At 68.7% G+C, this 18532-nt stretch carries 14 protein-coding genes; 9 read left to right on the plus strand and 5 right to left on the minus strand.

The features are described from left to right. The first annotated feature begins 45 nt into the window (after positions 1–45). From AC1PMG_RS02480 to AC1PMG_RS02500, 5 genes are all read left to right on the plus strand, one after another. Entirely contained in the window at positions 46–1494 is a 1449-nt protein-coding gene (locus tag AC1PMG_RS02480) for a circularly permuted type 2 ATP-grasp protein (RefSeq protein ID WP_010341631.1), read from the plus strand. Beyond that, on the plus strand, positions 1494–2435 hold the full coding sequence (locus AC1PMG_RS02485) for an alpha-E domain-containing protein (protein WP_017908619.1): 942 nt from the start codon (positions 1494–1496) through the stop codon (positions 2433–2435). The genes AC1PMG_RS02480 and AC1PMG_RS02485 overlap by 1 nt, the downstream gene beginning before the upstream one ends. A 258-nt stretch (positions 2436–2693) precedes the next feature. After that, on the plus strand, positions 2694–4868 hold the full coding sequence (locus AC1PMG_RS02490; RefSeq protein ID WP_481110532.1) for a glycoside hydrolase family 3 N-terminal domain-containing protein: 2175 nt from the start codon (positions 2694–2696) through the stop codon (positions 4866–4868). Between the two features lie 328 nt (positions 4869–5196). Then, positions 5197–5640, plus strand: a complete 444-nt coding sequence (gene yiaA / locus AC1PMG_RS02495; RefSeq protein WP_017908676.1) for an inner membrane protein YiaA — start codon at positions 5197–5199, stop codon at positions 5638–5640. Positions 5641–5775: 135 nt separating this feature from the next. Further along, positions 5776–6924, plus strand: a complete 1149-nt coding sequence (locus AC1PMG_RS02500) for a PQQ-dependent sugar dehydrogenase (protein ID WP_481110533.1) — start codon at positions 5776–5778, stop codon at positions 6922–6924. 227 nt (positions 6925–7151) lie between these two features. On the opposite strand, the gene AC1PMG_RS02505 is transcribed toward AC1PMG_RS02500, so the two are convergent. Next, positions 7152–7460, minus strand: a complete 309-nt coding sequence (locus AC1PMG_RS02505; protein WP_481110534.1) for a hypothetical protein — start codon at positions 7458–7460, stop codon at positions 7152–7154. Between the two features lie 168 nt (positions 7461–7628). Between AC1PMG_RS02505 and AC1PMG_RS02510 the strand changes: the two genes are divergently transcribed. After that, positions 7629–8135 (plus strand): CcdC protein domain-containing protein, encoded by a 507-nt coding sequence (locus AC1PMG_RS02510; RefSeq protein ID WP_481110535.1) that lies wholly within the window; start codon positions 7629–7631, stop codon positions 8133–8135. A 119-nt stretch (positions 8136–8254) separates the two neighbouring features. On the opposite strand, the gene AC1PMG_RS02515 is transcribed toward AC1PMG_RS02510, so the two are convergent. The 4 genes from AC1PMG_RS02515 to AC1PMG_RS02530 form a co-directional block, all read right to left on the minus strand. Beyond that, on the minus strand, positions 8255–8752 hold the full coding sequence (locus AC1PMG_RS02515; RefSeq protein ID WP_481110536.1) for a hypothetical protein: 498 nt from the start codon (positions 8750–8752) through the stop codon (positions 8255–8257). A gap of 87 nt (positions 8753–8839) precedes the next feature. Next, a complete protein-coding gene (locus tag AC1PMG_RS02520; protein ID WP_481110537.1) occupies positions 8840–10135 on the minus strand; it encodes an APC family permease in 1296 nt (431 codons plus the stop codon). Further along, the gene (locus AC1PMG_RS02525) at positions 10132–10950 is read right to left on the minus strand and encodes a L,D-transpeptidase family protein (RefSeq protein ID WP_481110538.1); all 819 of its coding nucleotides are present in this window, start codon (positions 10948–10950) and stop codon (positions 10132–10134) included. The genes AC1PMG_RS02520 and AC1PMG_RS02525 overlap by 4 nt, the downstream gene beginning before the upstream one ends. A gap of 1193 nt (positions 10951–12143) precedes the next feature. After that, positions 12144–13121, minus strand: a complete 978-nt coding sequence (locus AC1PMG_RS02530) for a LacI family DNA-binding transcriptional regulator (RefSeq protein WP_481111593.1) — start codon at positions 13119–13121, stop codon at positions 12144–12146. A gap of 403 nt (positions 13122–13524) precedes the next feature. On the opposite strand from AC1PMG_RS02530, the gene AC1PMG_RS02535 reads away from it, so the two are divergent. From AC1PMG_RS02535 to AC1PMG_RS02545, 3 genes are all read left to right on the plus strand, one after another. Further along, entirely contained in the window at positions 13525–16656 is a 3132-nt protein-coding gene (locus tag AC1PMG_RS02535; protein ID WP_481110539.1) for a TonB-dependent receptor, read from the plus strand. A gap of 93 nt (positions 16657–16749) precedes the next feature. Further along, a complete protein-coding gene (locus AC1PMG_RS02540; RefSeq protein WP_295974709.1) occupies positions 16750–17508 on the plus strand; it encodes a SapC family protein in 759 nt (252 codons plus the stop codon). Positions 17509–17528: 20 nt separating this feature from the next. Continuing rightward, on the plus strand, positions 17529–18530 hold the full coding sequence (locus tag AC1PMG_RS02545; protein WP_481110540.1) for a cupin-like domain-containing protein: 1002 nt from the start codon (positions 17529–17531) through the stop codon (positions 18528–18530). Positions 18531–18532 lie beyond the last annotated feature (2 nt).

The raw sequence follows: 18532 nt of genomic DNA on the forward strand, positions 1-18532 counted from the left end.
CATGCCGGCGCCTCTCGCCGCCGGCCCGCAGCAACAAGGGGCGCGATGGACTGGAGCAAGTACCGCACGGCCACCTTCGACGAGCTGATCCAGTCCGACGGGCAGCCACGTCCGGCCGCGCGCCGGGTCATCGAGTACCTGTCCAGCCTCAGCGGACGCGAATTGTCCGAACGCCAGCTCGCCGCCGACGTCGCCGCGCGGGTCATGGGCATCACCTTCACCGTCTACTCCGACGGCCGCAACGTCGACCGCACGCTGCCGTTCGACCTGATCCCGCGGGTGATCCCGCTGCACGAATGGCAGCGCACCGAGGCCGGGCTGAAGCAGCGCATGCGCGCGCTCAACCTGTTCATCGGCGACATCTACGGCGCCCAGCGCATCGTCAAGGACAAGGTGTTCCCGGCGATGCTGCTGGAGCACTCGGTGAACTTCCGCCCGCAGTGCGTGGGCATCACCCCGGCGCTGGGGGTGTGGGCGCACGTGTGCGGTTCGGACCTGGTGCGCGACGCCGACGGCACGCTGTACGCGCTGGAGGACAACCTGCGCATCCCCAGCGGCGTGTCGTACATGCTCGAGAACCGCATGGTCGCCAAGCGGGTGTTCCCGGAACTGTTCGAGACCAGTGCGATCCTGCCGGTGGACGACTACCCGGCGCAGCTCTACGACACCCTGGCCGCGCTGTCGCCGCGCCCGGGCGACCAGCCGGTGATCGCGCTGCTGACTCCGGGCATCTTCAACAGCGCCTATTTCGAACACGCCTACCTGGCGCAGGCGATGGGCATCGAACTGGTCGAGGGCGACGACCTGTTCGTGGCCGACGACGACTGCACCTACATGCGTACCGTGTACGGACCGCGCCGGGTCGACGTGATCTACCGCCGGGTCGACGACCTGTTCCTGGATCCGGAAGCGTTCCGCGCCGATTCGGTGCTGGGCGTGGCCGGGCTGATCCGCAGTTGGCGTGCCGGCAAGGTGGCGCTGGCCAATGCGCCGGGCGCCGGCGTGGCCGACGACAAGGTGGTGTTCGCCTACGTGCCGAAGATGATCCGCTACTACCTGGACGAGGAGCCGATCCTGCCCAACGTGCCCAGCTACCTGTGCCACGACGACAAGGACCGCCAGTACGTGCTCGAGCACCTGGACGAACTGGTGGTGAAGCCGGCCAACGAGTCCGGCGGCTACGGCATGCTGATCGGCCCGCGCTCGACCACGCGCCAGCGCGAGCAGTTCCGCAAGCTGATCCTGGCCGACCCGCGCAACTACATGGCGCAGCCGACCCTGGGCCTGTCCACCGCGCCGATCGTGACCGAGGCCGGGCCGGCGCCGCGGCACCTGGACCTGCGCCCGTTCATCCTGTCCCGCGAGGACGTCTACGTCACCACCGGCGGGTTGACCCGGGTGGCGATGGAGGAGGGCTCGCTGGTGGTCAATTCCTCGCAGGGCGGCGGCGCCAAGGACACCTGGGTGGTGGACCTGGACGAGGAGCTGGACTGATGCTCTCGCGCGTTGCCGACAACCTCTACTGGTTCAGCCGCTACGTGCGCCGCGCCGAGACCACCGCGCGGCTGGTCGGGGTGGGCAGCCTGCTGCAGCTGGACCTGCCGCGCTCGGTGCGCTTCGCCTGGCGGCCGATGATCGACACGGTCGGCGCCGGCGAGATCTTCGCGCTGTGGTTCCCCAATGCCGGCGACGACGTCGGCGACGCCGACGTGGTGCGCTTCCTGCTGCTGGACGAGCGCAATCCGTCCTCGCTGCGCAGTTCGGTGCAGTACGCGCGCGAACTGCTGCGCAGCATCCGCGACACCCTGCCGCAGGAGATCTGGGAGGCGGTCAACGACTTGCACCTGTACATCGACGCCAACGGCGAGCGCAGCGTCGGCCGCCGCTACCGCATGGAGTTCCTGGGCCACGTGACCGACGCCTGCCTGAAGGTGTCCGGGCTGCTGACCGCCAACGTCAGCCGCGACATCGGCTTCCAGTTCCTGCGCCTGGGCACGGCGATCGAACAGGCCGACATGACCACGCGCATCATCGATGCCGGCGCCTCGGGTCTGATCACCCCGCGCAAGGCCGACGACCGCGAGGCCTACCAAGCCATGCAGTGGATGAGCGTGCTGCGCGCGCAGGCCGCCTACCAGATGTACCGCCGGCACGTGCGCCAGCGCGTCACCGGCGAGCAGGCGCTGCGCTTCCTGCTGCAGAACAACGACTTCCCGCGCAGCGTGCAGTTCTGCCTGGTCCGCGCCCAGCACATCCTGCCGACCATGCCGCCGCGGCCGCCGGTGGAGCGCGCGCTGATGCGCATCAGCGGGCTGGTGCGCAACGCCGACCCGGCGTACCTGGCGCAGCACAACCCGGCCGGGTTCATGGACGAGATCCAGACCCATCTCGGCCACCTGCACAGCGCCATCGCCGAGGCCTACTTCAGCTCCTGAGCTGAGGCGGGTGGCCTGCGCGCCGCGCCAGCGGCCGGTCGCGGCGATCCGGGATCCACGCCGGGCCGGGCCGGGTCCGGCTTTCCCTCGAGTCCCCCTAGGCGGCGCCCCTTCGCCGGCGTATGGTGCGCGGCGGCCGGGCCGGACCCGGTCGGTAGACAGTTTTATGAATAGGCGATTCCGGCGCCGGAACTTGCCCCATCGACTGGCCGCAGAGCTAGAATTGGCGGCTATGTAAACGTTTTCTCAAAGGACCCCATGGCTTCGGATCGTATCGAATCGCTCATCGCCCGCATGACCGTCGAGGAGAAGGTCGGCCAGCTCGGCGTCTTCGCCGACATGGTGCGCCCGTTCGCCCCCGACGTGAATCCGGAAGCCAACGTCCGCAATGCCGACGAGGTGCTGCAGCAGGTGCGCGCCGGCCGGGTCGGCTCGCTGTTCAACGGCGTCGGCGCGGAACTGGGGCGGCGCATCCAGCAGGTGGCGCTGGAGGAGAGCCGGCTGGGGATCCCGGTGATCCTGGCCGCGGACGTGATCCATGGCATGCGCACGGTGTTCCCGATCCCGCTGGGCGAGGCCGCCAGCTTCGAGCCGGAACTGGCCGAGCGCACCGCGCGCGCCACCGCGGTCGAGGCCACCGCCGCCGGCATCCACTGGACCTACGCGCCGGCGGTGGACATCGCCCGCGACCAGCGCTGGGGCCGCGGCGCCGAAGGCGCCGGCGAGGACGTGGTGCTGGGCTGCGCCTTCGCTGCCGCGCGCGTGCGCGGCTTCCATGGGCCGGACCTGCGCGCCGACGACGCGCTGCTGGCCACGCCCAAGCATTTCGCCGCCTACGGCGCGGTCGCCGCCGGCATGGAGTACGCCAGCGTCGACATCTCCCCGCAGACCCTGCGCGACGTGCACCTGCCGCCGTTCCAGGCCGCCTTCGAGGCCGGCGCGCTGAGCGTGATGACCTCCTTCAACGACATCAACGGCGTGCCGGCCAGCGCCAACCATGAACTGCTGACCGAGATCCTGCGCGGCGAATGGAAATTCCCCGGCGTGGTGATCTCCGACTACACCGCCGACATGGAGCTGATCGCGCACGGCTATGCCGCCGACGAGCGCGACGCGACCAAGAAGGCGTTCCTGGCCGGCATGGACATGAGCATGCAGAGCGGCTTCTACGCCGCGCACCTGCCGTCGCTGGTGGAGGACGGCGAGGTGCCGATGGCGCTGCTGGATGCCTCGGTGCGCCGCGTGCTGGAACTGAAGGAGGCGATCGGCCTGCTCGACGATCCGTACCGTTCGCTGGACCCGGCGCGCGAGGCCGACCCGTCGCACATCGCCGCGCACGACGCGCTGGCGCGCGACGCGGCGCGGCGTTCGATCGTGCTGCTGAAGAACGACGGCCCGGTGCTGCCGCTGCGCAAGCAGGGCCAGAAGATCGCGCTCATCGGCCCGTTCGTGCAGGACCGCGACAATATCGAGGGCTGCTGGACCCTGTTCGGCGACAAGAGCCGCTACGTGACCCTGGAAGCCGGCGTGCGCGCCGCGCTGGACGACGCGCAGGCGCTGACCGTGGTGCCCGGTTGCGGCCTGGAAGCGCCGCTGGATGGCGGCATCGAGGCCGCGGTGGCCGCCGCGCGCGCCGCCGACGTGGTGGTGCTGGCGCTGGGCGAGCCGCAGCGCTACAGCGGCGAGGCGCAGTCGCGCACGCAGATCGTGCTGCCGCCGGCGCAGCAGGCGCTGGCCGAGGCGGTCGCCGCCACCGGCACGCCGCTGGTGGTGCTGCTGCGCAACGGCCGCGCGCTGGCGCTGCAGGGCGCGGTGCGCGACGCCGCGGCGATCGCGGTGACCTGGTACCTGGGCACGCAGACCGGCCCGGCGGTGGCCGACGTGCTGTTCGGCGACTACAACCCGTCCGCGCGCCTGCCGGTGAGCTTCCCGCTCGACGCCGGGCAGCAGCCGTACTTCTACAACCACCCGCGCACCGGCCGGCCGGAACTGCCGACGATGAGCGAGTTCAAGTCGCGCTGGCGCGAGGTGCCGAACGCGCCGCTGTATCCGTTCGGCCATGGCCTCGGCTACACCCAGTTCGCCTACGGCGTGCCGCAGCTCGACCGCACCCAGGTCGGCTGGGACGACACCCTGACCGTGACCACGCGCATCGACAACGTCGGCGAGCGCGAGGGCGAGGAAGTGGTGCAGTTGTACATCCACGACCGCGTCGCCAGCCGGGTGCGCCCGGTGCGCGAGCTGAAGGCGTTCCGCAAGGTGCGGCTGGCGGCGGGCGAGGGCATCGAGGTCAGCTTCACTCTCGACCGTCACGCGCTGGCCTTCACCGGCCGCGACGGGCACTGCACGGCCGAGCCGGGCCTGTTCGACCTGTGGGTGTGCGCGTCCTCGGCCAGCGGCGAGCCGGTCGCCTTCGAGCTGCTGCCCGGTTGAGCCGGGCGCAGTGACAGCCGTCGCCGACGTGGGCGTGACGCCGATGGTGACTCAGCCGCGCGGATTGCCCTGATCCGGAGGCAGCGCCATGCCGCCCGGAGGACGCGCGCTGGCTGCTCTTGCAGCCACTTTCATGGTCTGGCGTGCCCCAGTGGGGCCGCAATGGGCGCCTGTCGTGGGGGCGGGCGCTTGTGCTCGTCGCGACTGTGATCGGGTGCGTAACTCGCCGCTTTCCTCTACCTTATGCATTCAGGTTGCGTTGTCGGGATGCGCGCTGCGCCTCGCTCATGCGCCGATCCTGGTCTTCCCTCATCACAAGGAATTTCTCATGCAAGCTGCGCCCAAGACCTCCGCCGCCTTTATCGCTGCCTCCTGGGGGGCGTTGCTGCTGGGCACGGGCGGGTTCCTGATCGGCTTGTGGAATGCCGAAATGATGTTGAACGAGAAGGGGTATTACTTCACGGTCCTGCTGTTCGGCCTGTTCTCCGCGGTCTCGTTGCAAAAGAGCGTGCGCGACCGCGTCGAGGACATTCCGGTCAGCGGGTTGTATTACTCGATCTGCTGGTTCTCGGTGATCGCGGCGCTGGTGCTGTTGGCAGTCGGTCTGTTCAATGCAACCTTGTTGCTGAGCGAGAAAGGCTTCTATGCCATGGCCTTCGCGCTTAGCCTGTTCGGTGCAGTGGCGGTGCAGAAGAACACCCGCGATGCTGTGGGGGCCGGTCAAGGCGGCAAGCGCCACGTCGGGCAGACGCTGCCGCCTCCGCTGGAGTGATCCGGTCTGGCGCGCTGCCCCGGGCGGGCAGACCGCTGCCGTCGTGACCGCGACCACGGCTTGGCCGCGGCATGCTTGCCGTGCACGCGCGCTCTGCTAGGTTCGGGATTCGACCCCAACCGATAGGTGCACGTCATGCGAACTCCCCTGGGTTTGGCTTGCGCGCTGGCCATGGGCCTGGCGATCTCCGCGGCGCACGCCGCGCCCGCCGATACGGCCCCCGCCGCCGAGCGGCGCGGCGACTGGCCGTTCTCGGCGACGCCGGTCGCCACCTTCAACGAGCCGTGGGCGATGAGTTTTCTGCCCGACGGAACTGCCCTGATCAGCGAGAAGGGCGGCACGCTCAGGCGCATCGACCCGGTCAGCGGCCACACCGGCACGGTCAGCGGCGTCCCCACTGTGGCCTATGGCGGTCAGGGTGGCCTCGGTGACGTGCTGCCGCATCCGGGCTTCGCCAAGAACGGCTGGGTCTACCTGAGCTACGCCGAACCCGGCAGCGGCGACACCCGCGGCGCGGCGGTGATGCGCGCCAAGCTGACCCTGGACAGCAGCGGCGGCGGCACCCTGTCGCAGCAGCAGGTGATCTGGCGGCAGCAGCCCAAGGTGTCCGGCAACGGCCACTTCGGCCACCGGCTGGCGTTCGGCCCGGATGGCAAGCTGTGGATCAGTTCCAGCGAGCGGCAGAAGTTCGATCCGGCGCAGGACATGAGCGGCAACCTGGGCAAGATCGTGCGCCTCAACGACGACGGCAGCGTGCCGGCCGACAATCCGTTCGCGAACCGCGGCGGCGTCGCCGCGCAGGTGTGGTCGCTGGGTCACCGCAACGTGCTTGGTCTGGCCTTCGACGCCAATGGTCGGTTGTGGGAGCACGAAATGGGCCCGGCCGGCGGCGACGAACTCAACCTGATCCAGCGCGGCGCCAACTACGGCTACCCGATCGTGTCCAATGGCGACCATTACGACGGTCGCCCGATCCCCGACCACAGCACGCGCCCGGAATTCGCCGCGCCCAAGGTGAGCTGGACGCCGGTGATCTCGCCGGCCGGCTTCGTCATCTACAACGGCAGCCGTTTCCCGCAATGGCGCGGCAACGGCTTCATCGGCGGCCTGTCCTCGCAATCGCTGGTGCGGATCGAGTTCAACGGCGAGACCGCACGCGAGGCCGCCCGCTACGACATGGGCAAGCGCATCCGCGAAGTGGAGCAGGGGCCGGATGGCGCGCTGTGGCTGCTGGAGGACGGCGCCGGTGGGCGGTTGCTGAAGTTGCAGCCGCTGGAGAGTTGAGGAGTGCACCCCGCAGCGGCGGGTTACGCCGCTGCTGGGTGAGCGGCGTGGGTCTCGCGCGCCTGCCGATGCGTCGGTGCCGGCGGGCGTGGAGTGCGTCATGAACAACCCCGTGCTGCCCTCGTAGGAGCGGCTTCAGCCGCGACGGGCGTTACCGGGAAAGCCCATCGCGGCTGAAGCCGCTGCTACAACCCGCTCCTACAATCGTGGAACGCGGCGCGCTCGCCTTATTCGCCGTTGCCGGCCCGCTCCCAGGCGCGACGCACCGCGTGGCGGGCCTTGCTCCAGCTCAGCGTCTGCGAGCCCTTGTTCTGGTCCCAGTCGCGGTGCAGTTCCGCTTCCACCTGCTCGTAGGCGCGGTTGAAGTCGCGGATGCGCGCCTCGTGGCCGGCGTGGTAGGCGGGCTCGTAGTCCTCGAACCGCTCGCCTTCGCTGTAATAGGGCTCGTCGGCGAAGCGATCGCGCCAGTACCGCGAGACGCTGTTGCGGTCCTCGTCGTTGGGCGCACGGCCGGGAATCTGATACGGAACGCTCATCGTGGGTCTCCGTTGCGGTGAATACGCCCCACGCTAGTCAGACGCCCGTTAAGCCGGTCCCTGCGCGGCGTGATCGCGCTATGAAACATTCATGCCTTTTGGCAGGCTGCGCCGACGCTCACGGTGGCTTACGATCCGCCGCGACATCCCTCTCTTTCCGGCAGACCCATGGCCGCCACCGGCATCGCCTTGTTGACCCCGTACCTGGCCACGGCCGGCGTCGGCTGGCTGTATTACCGGCGCATCCGCCGCTACTTCGGCCGCCAGCCCTGGCAGCCACGGCGCACCAGCGTGCGGTTGGGGTTCCTGCTGCTGGTCGCGGCCTTGCTGGCGTGGCTGGCCGTGCACCTGCCCGCCGTGCGCCTGGGCATGGGGTTGGGCGCGGTGGGTGGCGCGGCGCTGGGCGCCTTCGCCCTGCACCACACGCGCATCGAGCTGCAGGACGGCGCGCGCTGGTACACGCCCAATCCGTGGATCGGCGCCGCGCTGAGCGTGCTGTTGCTCGGGCGCCTGGCTTGGCGCTGGGCGAGCGGCGCGTTCTCCGGCGGCAGCGCGGAAACCCTGCAGAACGCCAGTCCGCTGACCATGAGCATCGCCGCGGCGCTGATCGCCTATGGGCTGGTGTACGCCGCGGGCCTGTTGGTGCGCATGCGGTCGCTGGCGCCAGCCGCCTGACGAACGCGCCTGCCGATGACGACGCCATGGCGGCGGGTCTTCGGGCCGTGCAGCCGCGTTAGTACGGAACTGCGCAACGGAGCGCGTCTCGCGCCAGGCCTGGCCCTGCCGGCGTAATGTCAGTGTGCGGCAGCCGCCGCCTCGTAAGGCAAGGCCGTGGTGCCGGCTGCGCGCATCGGCGCATCGGCGGCGTCCAACTGTTCCGGCTCGCCTTCGATCACCACCAGGATGCGTCCGGCCTCGATTTCCTCTTCGAAGTTGCGCCGCACCGGGTCCGGCACGGTGGACCCGACCAGGGCCGAGGACCAACTGCCGACCAGGGCGCCGGCGATGGCCATGACCCCGGCACCGGCCAGGGTGATGCCCAGCGGCGGCACCGCGATCGCCGCCAGCCCGGCCAGCAGCCCGGCCGCACCGCCGCCCAGGGCGCCACGCGCCGCGGCCGGCACGGTGTCGGTCTTGCCTTCCTTGCGGTCGTCGGGGATCGCTTCCAGTTCGATGTCGCCGCGCGCGACCAGCGACAGATCGTCGTTGTCGAGACCGGCGCTGCGCGCGGCCTGCAGCGCACGCGTGGCGGTGGGCAGATCCGGAGCGCTGTAGACGCGGCGTCGTTTCATGGCGGGCGGCTCTCGCTGGTGGGTGTCCAGCGTCCGGGCGCCGCGGTTATCCGCGCGTGACCTGCGCGCAAGGCGGTGTGAAGGCGTTCACGCCGCGTCCTTGCGCGGGAACCGGTAGAACAGCGCGCCGATCAGCAGCGCCACGCCCGCGGCGGCCAGGTTCTGCCAGCTGGCGCTGAGCAGCAGCGCCAGCGCCAGCAACAACGCCGCCAGCGGAATCAGCGGCCCGCCCGGCAGCCGCAGCGCGCCGGGTCGATCGCGATAGCGCCGTGCCAGCACCAGCACCGCCGCGGCGGTGCCGATGTAGGCGAACAGGCGGGTGACCATCGACAGCAGCGCCAGTTGCACGAACGAGCCGGACAGGGCCAACGCCAGCGACAGCACGCCTTGCAGCAGGATCGCCGCGGCCGGCGTGCGGAAGCGCGGATGCACCCGCGCCAGGAACGCCGGGCCGTAGCCGTCCTTGGCCAGCGCGAACAGGAAGCGCGGCCCCAGCATCACCGTGTTGCTGGTGGTGCCGAGGATGGAGATGGTGGCGCCCACGGTGAGGATCAGCGCCAGCGCCTCGCCGCCGAAGCCGCTGGCGGCATCGGCCAGTGGCGTCGCCGATTGCGCCACGTTGGGCAGCGTGCCCTGCGCCACCACCTGCACCGCGGCATAGATCAGGGTGACGGTGACGATCATGGTGATCAGCGCGAACGGCACGTCGCGGCGCGGATTGCGGTATTCGCCCGCGGCGGCCGGGATGTTCTCGAAGCCGGCGTAGGCGAACAGCAGCAGCAACGCCGCCTCGCCGAGGTTGCCGACATCGCGCGGGTCCGGGGTCTTGCCCGAGAACGCCCACGACCAGTCCACGTAGAACACGCCGATCGCCACGAACAGCAGCAGCGGCACCAGCTTGCCGATCACCAGCGCCACGCCGGTGCGCGCAGCCGACTTCACCCCGATCACGTTGATCGCGGTGAGCAGGCCGAGCGAGCCGACCACGATGCCCAGGCGTGCACCGCCCCCAGCCGCGGCCGGCCAGAAGCGCACCACCGCATCGGCCAGGCCGTTGCTCAGCGCCGCTGCCGAACTGATCCGGGTCAGCCAGATCATCCAGCCGATCTCGAAGCCGGCGAAGCGGCCGAACGCCTCGCGCGCATACAGATAGCTGCCGCCGGGTTCGTCGAAGTAGCTGGCGGCCTGCGCGTAGCACAGCACCAGCAGGGCCACCGCCACACCAGCCAGCAGCACCGCCCACAGGCTCAGCGGCCCGAGCAGGGCGGCGGTGGCCGCGGGCAGCAGATAGATGCCGCTGCCGATCACGTCGTTGATCGACAGCCCGACGATCTGCCAGCGGCTGACCGCACGCACCAGCCCGGGTTGCGGCGCCTGGCTCACGGTGCCGGCTCCACGGCCGGCAATGCCCAGTCGGCCCGAAGGCGCTGGTAGGCACTGCGCGGCAACAGCACGAACATCGGCGGGGCGGACGGCCGCAGCCATGCCAGCAGCCGCTGCATGTCGGCCGGCTGCATCGCGGTGCAGCCGGCGGTGGGCGCGCCGGGCGCGCGCCACAGGTGGGCGAAGATGCAACTGCCGGCGCCGGGCGTGGCCTGCGCGTTGTGCTGGATCACGAAGCCTTCGCGGTAGCGCTGGTCGCCGGCGTGTTGCAGGTCCAGGCGCATCGGTTCGGTGGACCCGGCGACCGCGGCGCTGCCGACCTTGTCGGCATCGACGATCTGGTTGTACAACGGCGATTCGGGCACATCGATGCAGTAGTTGCTCTGCTGCATCGCCTGGTAGGGCATGGCGCTGTCGATGCGCGGCGCATAGCCGAAGGCCTCGCCGATGGTGAAGACGCCGGCTGGGCTGCGGCCATCGCCTTCGCGTTTCTGCGGGCCGTCGTCCTGCGCCGGATGCAGGCCCAGGCCCCAGGCGCTGCCGTGACTGCCGAGGCTCACGTCGAAGGCCTTGCCCTGCGCGCGCCAGCCTTGCGCGTCGCGCTCGAACGCCTGCAGTTTGCCCTGCGGGCTGTCCCAGTCCGGCGCCAGCACCAGGATCAGCTGCTGCGCGCGCTGCACGGCCGGCACGGCGGCGTTGTCGGCGGCCATGCCGGGCGCGGCGATCAGGGCACACAGCAGGGCCAGGCCGATGCGCCAGGCGCGGTGGCGGCTGGCGTGCAGTGGCGCGGCAGGGGACCGATGGAGCAGGGGCATGGGCATCTCCGGGGCGGCATGGGCGCGATGGACGCGCCATGGGTGAACGGTAGCGCAGTTGCGAGGCGGATGGCGTGCGCTGGTGCCGTTGGCTTGCCGGCAACTAGGCCGATGCAGTGGATGGTGGGTGATGTCTGTGCTGGTGACGTGTGGGCGGTGGTATGGGTGTTGTGTCGTGAGTGCCCGCGCTGCACCAGGGCAAGCTGATCCATGCCGTTGCCGTTGCCGTTGCCGTTGCCGTTGCGGTTGCGGTTGCGGTTGCCGTTGCCGTTGCTGTCGCTGTTGCTCCTGCTCTTGCTCTTGCTCTTGCTTCTGTTGTTGCTGTTGTTCTGGCTTTTGACTTACCGGGTTCCCTTCCGAAGCGGCGAACCAGGCGGGAAAAACCCGAAGGGCGGCGCACAGGGACGTGCGCCGTCCGCGGCAGGGGCAGGATGCCCCTTCCGCGGATCCCGTCTGGTTCGCGGACCCGGAGCGCGCAGCGCGGAGGGCGCGTAGGCAGGGCGCGCTTTCTTTTGGTTACCTTTTCTTTGCGCGAGCAAAGAAGCGCTTCTCAGCAGCCGAAGGCTGATCAAAGTAACTCGCCCGCAAGGGCGAAAGCCTTTAAAGCCTTTGCTGTTGCTGTTGCTATTGCTGTTGCTGCTACCGTTGCTTGAAGTTTGTCTGTCGGACGAGAAGATCTGTAGGAGCGGCTTCAGCCGCGACAGACACAACGGACTCTCGCTGTCGCGGCTGAAGCCGCTCCTACAATCCAGCCGCCGCCGTAGGAGCAGGTGCAAGAGCAAAGCTTTCGCCTGGCGGCGAGTCACTTTTCTTTGCTTGTGCAAAGAAAAGTAACCAAAAGAAAGCACACCCTGCCTCGCGCCCTCCGCGCTAACGCGCTCCGGGTCCGCGTCCATCCCGGGGATCCGCGGAAGGGGCATCCTGCCCCTGCCGCGGACGGCGCACGTCCTTGTGCGCCGCCCCTTCGGGGTTTTTCCCCGTGATGGCCGCCGCTTCGGAAGGGGACCCGGTAAGTCATAAGCAACAGCAACAGCCGAAGCAGCAAGAGCAGCAGCAACAGCGACGGCCGAAGCAGCAACAGCAACAGCAAGAGCAAGAGCAAAGCAATCGACGGCAGTAAGCTTTTGCGTAACGCCTAAGACGCAGGCGTCCCTCTGTCCCGCCCTTCCAGTCTCTCGCTCGACGGCGAGCAGCTAGCGAACCAGCAGCGGCCGCGACACGGAATCGCGCGTGATCAAGCGGTGCGGCACCACGTGATTGACGCTGACGCGCTCCACGCCAGCCCCCTGCCGGATCTCCCGCAGCAGCAGATCGATGGCCGTGTCGGTCATGTCCGCCACCGGTTGATGGATGGTCGTCAGCTCCGGCCACACCATCGTCGACGCTGAGGTGTCGTCGAACCCCACCACCGACAGATCCTCCGGCACCTTCAGGCGGCGGCGATGCGCTACCGACACCACCGCCGAGGCCATGTCGTCGTTGCTCGCGAAAATCGCAGTGGGGCGCGGCTGCAACGCCAACAGCCGTTCGGCGGCCTCGAGTCCGGCGCGATAGGTGAAGTCGCCCGGCTGCACGAGCGCGGCGTCGTAGTCGATGCCCGCATCCGCCAGGGCATCCCGGTAACCCTGCCAGCGGTGCGCACTGGCGGTCTGGTTCGGGTCGCCGGTGATGTAGCCGATGCGCGTATGCCCGTGCGCGATCAGGTGCGACACCATGTCATGGCTGGCACGGCGATCGTCGATGTGCACGCAGGACAGCCTGTCGCTGAACCGGCTCGACGCAATGGAGACGACGGGAATCCCGGCGTCGACGAACACGGCGACGATGGCTTTCGATTCGCACAAGGGCGCGGGGAGAATCACGCCGGCCACGCTGCTGCAGAGCGTGCGTGCGGCCTCGCGGCGTGCCCGCGGACCCAGTCCGTCCCACGTGGCGATCACCAGTTGCGCCGCCACGCGGGTGGAACCGCGCAGCGCGCCGACCAGCAGTTCGCGCAGATAGCTGGAGCTGGGGTTGGTGTAGATCAACGCGATGCAGGTGTGCTGCGCGGCGGCGAGCGCGCTGGCGGCCGGGTTGGGCCGGTAGTCCAGTGCGCGCACGCTGCGCATCACCCGCTCGCGCGTGCTCTCGCGCACGCCGGCGTGACCGTGGGTGACGCGCGAGACGGTCATCGGCGAGACGCCCGCATGCGCCGCGACGTCGTCGATGGTGATGGCGTTCCCTCTTCGACGCGTCGTTTTGGGGGTGTTCTTCAAGGAATGCCGTCCTTTGTTGCGACGCATGATGACAAGCGATGTCCCGGGTGCGTAGTCTGCGCCGTGACGCGATGATAGCGCTATCAATCAGCGGCAGTCGGGCTCGGGGGGAGCCTTTATCGCGCGTCGTCTGGCAATCCTGAAACGGAGTTTTGAGTCGCAGCGACCGTAGAGCGCGCTGCGATGTTCGGCGTGGAAGACGGGCATCGCCCGTGCGTGCCTCTTAGGGGAGGGGCGGTACATCCATCGATCGCATGTCAGAGGGGAGAGTCATGAGCGCTTCTATGTTTCGTCGTAGCCCAGACCTGGGGGCTCGTCCATGAGCCGCACGCTGGCGAAGTTCAAATCCAGGGCCATGTTCACCTTCGTCGGTGGCGTCCTGGTCATCAATCCCGCATTCGCACAGGACGCGTCGACGCCGGCGCCGGCGGCCGAGCAACAGGCGCAGAGCAGCCCGACGCAGCTGGACACGGTCCAGGTCACCGGCCTGCGCAACAGCCTCAGCCAGGCGATGGACATCAAGCGCGACGCCCCGGGCGTGGTGGATGCCATCAGTGCCGAAGACATCGGCAAGTTCCCCGATACCAACCTGGCCGAGTCGCTGCAGCGCATCACCGGCATCTCCATCGAACGGCGCGATGGCGAGGGCGCCCAAGTCACCGCGCGCGGCTTCGGCCCGCAATTCAACATGGTGACGCTCAACGGGCGGCAGATGCCGGGCGCCGATGCGTTCGGCGCTGCCGGGCAGGTCGCCATCGGCGGCGTCGACGGCGGTACCCGCGCCTTCAACTTCGCCCAGCTGGCTGCCGAAGCGATCAATGGCATCGAGGTCTACAAGACCAGCCAGGCCAACATGCCCAGCGGCGGCATCGGCGCCACCATCAACATCCTGACCGCGCGCCCCTTCGACCACCAGGGCATCGTCGCCAGTGCCGGCGCCAAGGCCGTCTCCGACCGCAGCCAGCCGTTCGACAACGACATCACCCCGGAACTGTCGGGCATCTTCAGCTACAGCAATCCGGACAAGACCTTCGGCGTCGGCGTGAGCGCGAGTTACCAGAAGCGCAAGGGCGGCTCGGTGCAGGCCACCGAGAACTACTGGAACGTACAGCCGTGGACCGGCTCGATGCCCGGCAATCCGACCGTGGTCAATGCGCCGCAGATCGGCGCGCTGTACGCCCGCCCGAACGACCTGCGCTATGCGTTCTCCGAGTTCGAACGCGAGCGCGTCAACGGCCAGGCGGTGCTGCAGTTCGCGCCCACCGACAGCCTGACCCTGACCCTGGACTACACCTACTCGACCAACGAGATCACCGAGAATCGCGGCGAGCAGGGCATGTGGCTGCAGAACAGCAATTACACCGATGTGACGTTCGATACCAGCGGCGCGGTGGCCGTGCCGACCTACATCCGCGAGATCGCCGGCACCAAGGATTTCGGCCTGGAACAGCAGCGCAGCATGCAGAAGTACAAGCTGGGCTCGCTCGGCCTGAATGCGGTGTGGAACGTGACCGACCGGCTCAAGCTCAGCTTCGACGCGCACGACTCGAAGAACGAGAGCCGTCCGAACGATCCGCTGACCGGCGGCGGCTCCATCTTCATGAGCATCGCCGGCACCAACAACTGCTCCACCGGGCCGCACTGCGGCGGCTCCTGGGTGCAGGAGCTGAACTTCAACAACGGCCTGCCGATCGGCACCCAGGTCTGGTATCCGAGCGACGCTGCTGCCGCGGCCAACGTCAACGGCGTGGTCAACCCGGGCTTCGTGCCGGGCGAGATCGGTTCGCAGGTGCTGCGGGTCAATTCGCAGAGCCAGATCAGCCAGATCAAGCAGGCCCGCATCGACGGCGAGTGGAGCTTTGATCAGGGCCGCTTCCAGTTCGGCGTGGACAGCAACAAGTCGACCACCCATCGCATCCAGGCCGCCGAGGCGTATTCCACGCTGGGCGACTGGGGCGTGGCCAACGTCGACCGCGATACCGCCGGCGGCCTGATGAACCTGATGCAGCCGGTCAACATCATCGGCCTGTTCCATGACTACAACGGCACGAGTTGGCCGGCATGGCGCGGCGATGCGGGCCGGCTGGCGGAATGGGCGGCCAGCCAGTACGGCGTCGGCCTGGGCGTGAGCCCGCAGCGCGCCGCCGACAACTTCGTGGAGGAGAAGACCCGCTCGGCGTATTTCCAGGTCGAACTGGATGGCGAACTGGCCGGTCGGCGCACCAATACCCGGCTCGGCGTGCGCTACGAAACCACCGATGTGGTGTCGACCTCGGTCATCGCCACGCCCGAAGCGATCGAATGGCAGTCCAACAACGACTTCCGCGTGGTGCTGTCCAACGAGCAGCAACCCTTCAGCGAGAAGACCACGTACAGCTACATCCTGCCCAACCTGGATTTCAGCATCGACCTCACCGACACGCTGAAGGGCCGCGTCTCGTTCGGCAAGAGCATCGCGCGCGCGCCGATCGGCAATCTGTATGCCGGCCCCGGGGCGCAGCAGCCGTTCGGCTCGGTGCTGATCGATCCGTCCTCGCGCGCCAGCGGCACGGCGCAGAATCCGTCGCTGAAGCCGCTGGAGTCCGACAACCTCGACCTGGCGCTGGAGTGGTACTTCGCCGATGCGAGCTACCTGTCGGTGACGTACTGGAACAAGTCGGTCAACAACTTCATCGGCAACACCGTCGTGCAGGAGAATCTGTACGGCCTGCGCGATCCCACCTCGGGTCCGGACGCGAAGTCGGCGCTGGCGTTCCTTACCAGCGGTGCCTGCCTCGCCCAGGTCGGCCCGGCCAATGCGGCGGCCTGCTCGGCCAACGACACTTCGCTGTTCACCGCGCTGGCCCTGCTGCGCAACAACCCGGCCGGCCTGGCCGCCTACAACGGCACCGGCGCGCAGGTGCTGGCGACCGAAGCGGCCTACGATCTGTACGGCGAGGCCGACGATCCGCTGTACGAGTTCAACGTCAACCGTCCGATCAACCAGAACCAGGCCAAGCTGCACGGCTGGGAGCTGGGCGGGCAGTACTTCCTCGGCGACACCGGGTTCGGCATCCTCGCCAACTACACCATCGTCAAGGGCGACGTCGGCTACGACAATGGCGGCGACCCGGGCATCGACCAGTTCGCGCTGACCGGCCTGAGCGACACCGCCAACGCGGTGCTGATGTACGAGAAGTACGGCTGGTCGGTGCGCCTGGCGTGGAATTGGCGCGACCAGTACCTGATCCTGGCCAACCAGGGCACCAGCCGCAATCCGTACTATGTGGAACCCTACGAGCAGTGGGATCTCAGCGTGAACTACACGTTGAACGATCACTGGTCGTTCGGCCTGGAGGCGATCAACCTGACCGGCGAGGACGTGCGCTGGCGCTCGCGCACCTCGAAGATGATCGTGAAGCTGGCCGACCAGAGCCCGCGTTATATGCTGGGTGTGCGTTACAAGTTCTGAAGAAGCGGGGAGTCCTTCTTCGCATGTCGCACGGGTGTCGCCGCTGTTGCGGCGGCACCTTGTGCCGGGCTCCAGAGGGGAGTGCGCATCACCATGCCGCGTTACGAGATGCTCAACAACATCGCCCATCGCGACCTGCGCGTGGCCACCGACTTCGGCCCGGAGTTCGGCGACGCGGTGGGCATGGTGCCGGCCTACCCCAGCGAGTACGCGGAGCTGCAGCGGGAATACCCGATTTTCCTGCGCAAGGATCCAGCGACGGGAGAGTGGCAGTCCGTTGCGTTGCTGGGGTTCGAGCAGCACGAGAACCTGTTCCTGCAGGACCGGCGCTGGATGGCCTCCTATCTCCCCGGCGCGGCGGCCAAGGGGCCGTTCCTGATCGGCTTCCAGGAGCAGCGCATCGACGGCGTGCTGACCCAGGACGCGGTGTTGCACGTGGACATGGAGCATCCGCGGGTGACGGCGATGCAGGGCGAGCCGGTATTCCTGCCGCAGGGCGGCAACACGCCCTATCTCGACCACATCGCCGGCGTGCTGCGCGGAATCCACGAAGGCCATGCATTCGGCGCGGAGATGTTTGCTGCGCTCGATGCACACGGCTTGATCCAGCCGGTCGCGCTCGACGTGCAGCTCGATGCGCAGCACCGCGTCGGCGTCAACGGCCTGCACGCGATCGACCGCGAACGCCTGGCCCAGTTGGACGGCGCCGCGCTGGCCGCGCTCAACCGCGCCGGCTATCTGGAAGGCGCGTACCTGATGCTGGCCTCGCTGCACAACATGCGCCGCCTGATCGCCGAGAAGCAGCGACGCCTGCGCCTGCAGGATGCCGCCGGCGCGGCAGGCAGGAACTGAGCGTGCCGGACGGCGCAGCCATGCGGACACTGGAAGGCGTGCAGCCCACCGCGCTGCCGCTGCATGAACTAGTGGCGGCCGGGGAGCCGGTGGTCTTGCGCGGCATCGCGCGCGACTGGGGACTGGTCCAGGCCGGCTTGCGCTCCACGCAGGACGCACTGGCGTACCTGCGCGGTTTCGAGACGGGCGTACCCGTTTCGTATTCCTTCGGCGAACCCGGGATCGAGGGACGCCCGTTCTACAACGCCGATTTCACCCAATTGAACTTCGAGGTCCGCCGCGGACCGCTGACGCAGGTGCTGGACGCGATCGCCGCCACCTTCGAGGATCCGCGGCCGCCCACCTACTATGTCGCGTCGCTGCCGGTCGAGCGGGCGCTGCCGGGGTTCGCGCAGGCCAACGACGCCGGACTGGCAAGGCAGCGCATCGATGCGCCGCCGAGCATCTGGATCGGCAACCGGGTGACGGCGTCCTGCCATTTCGACACGCCGGACAACCTGGCCTGCTGTGCGGTGGGCCGGCGCCGCGTCACCCTGTTTCCGCCGGAGCAGATCGACAACCTGTATCCGGGGCCGCTGGAGCCGACGCCGGGCGGCCAGGTGGTAAGCGTGGTGGATTTTGACCGCCCCGACTTCGCGCGTTATCCGCGTTTCCGCGATGCGCTGGCCAGCGCGCAGCATGTCGAGCTGGAGCCGGGCGATGCGCTGTTCATCCCCAGCATGTGGTGGCACCACGTGCGCAGCCTGGCGCCGTTCAACGTGCTGGTGAACTACTGGTGGCGCAGTGCGCCGGCGTTCCTGCCCTCGCCGCTGACGGCGTTGCAGCACGCCATGTGGGCGCTGCGCGATCTGCCGGCGCGCGAGAAACAGGCCTGGGCCAAGCTCTTCGACTACTACGTGTTCGGCCCCGGCGAACGTGCAGGCCAGCACCTGCCCGAGGCCGCCCGGGGCGAACTGGCGCCGTTCGACGAGGCACGCGCGCGCCGCACGCGTGCGCAGTTGCTGGCGCGGCTCAATCGCTGATG

It is taken from the genome of Xanthomonas sp. NCPPB 2250, assembly GCF_056725265.1.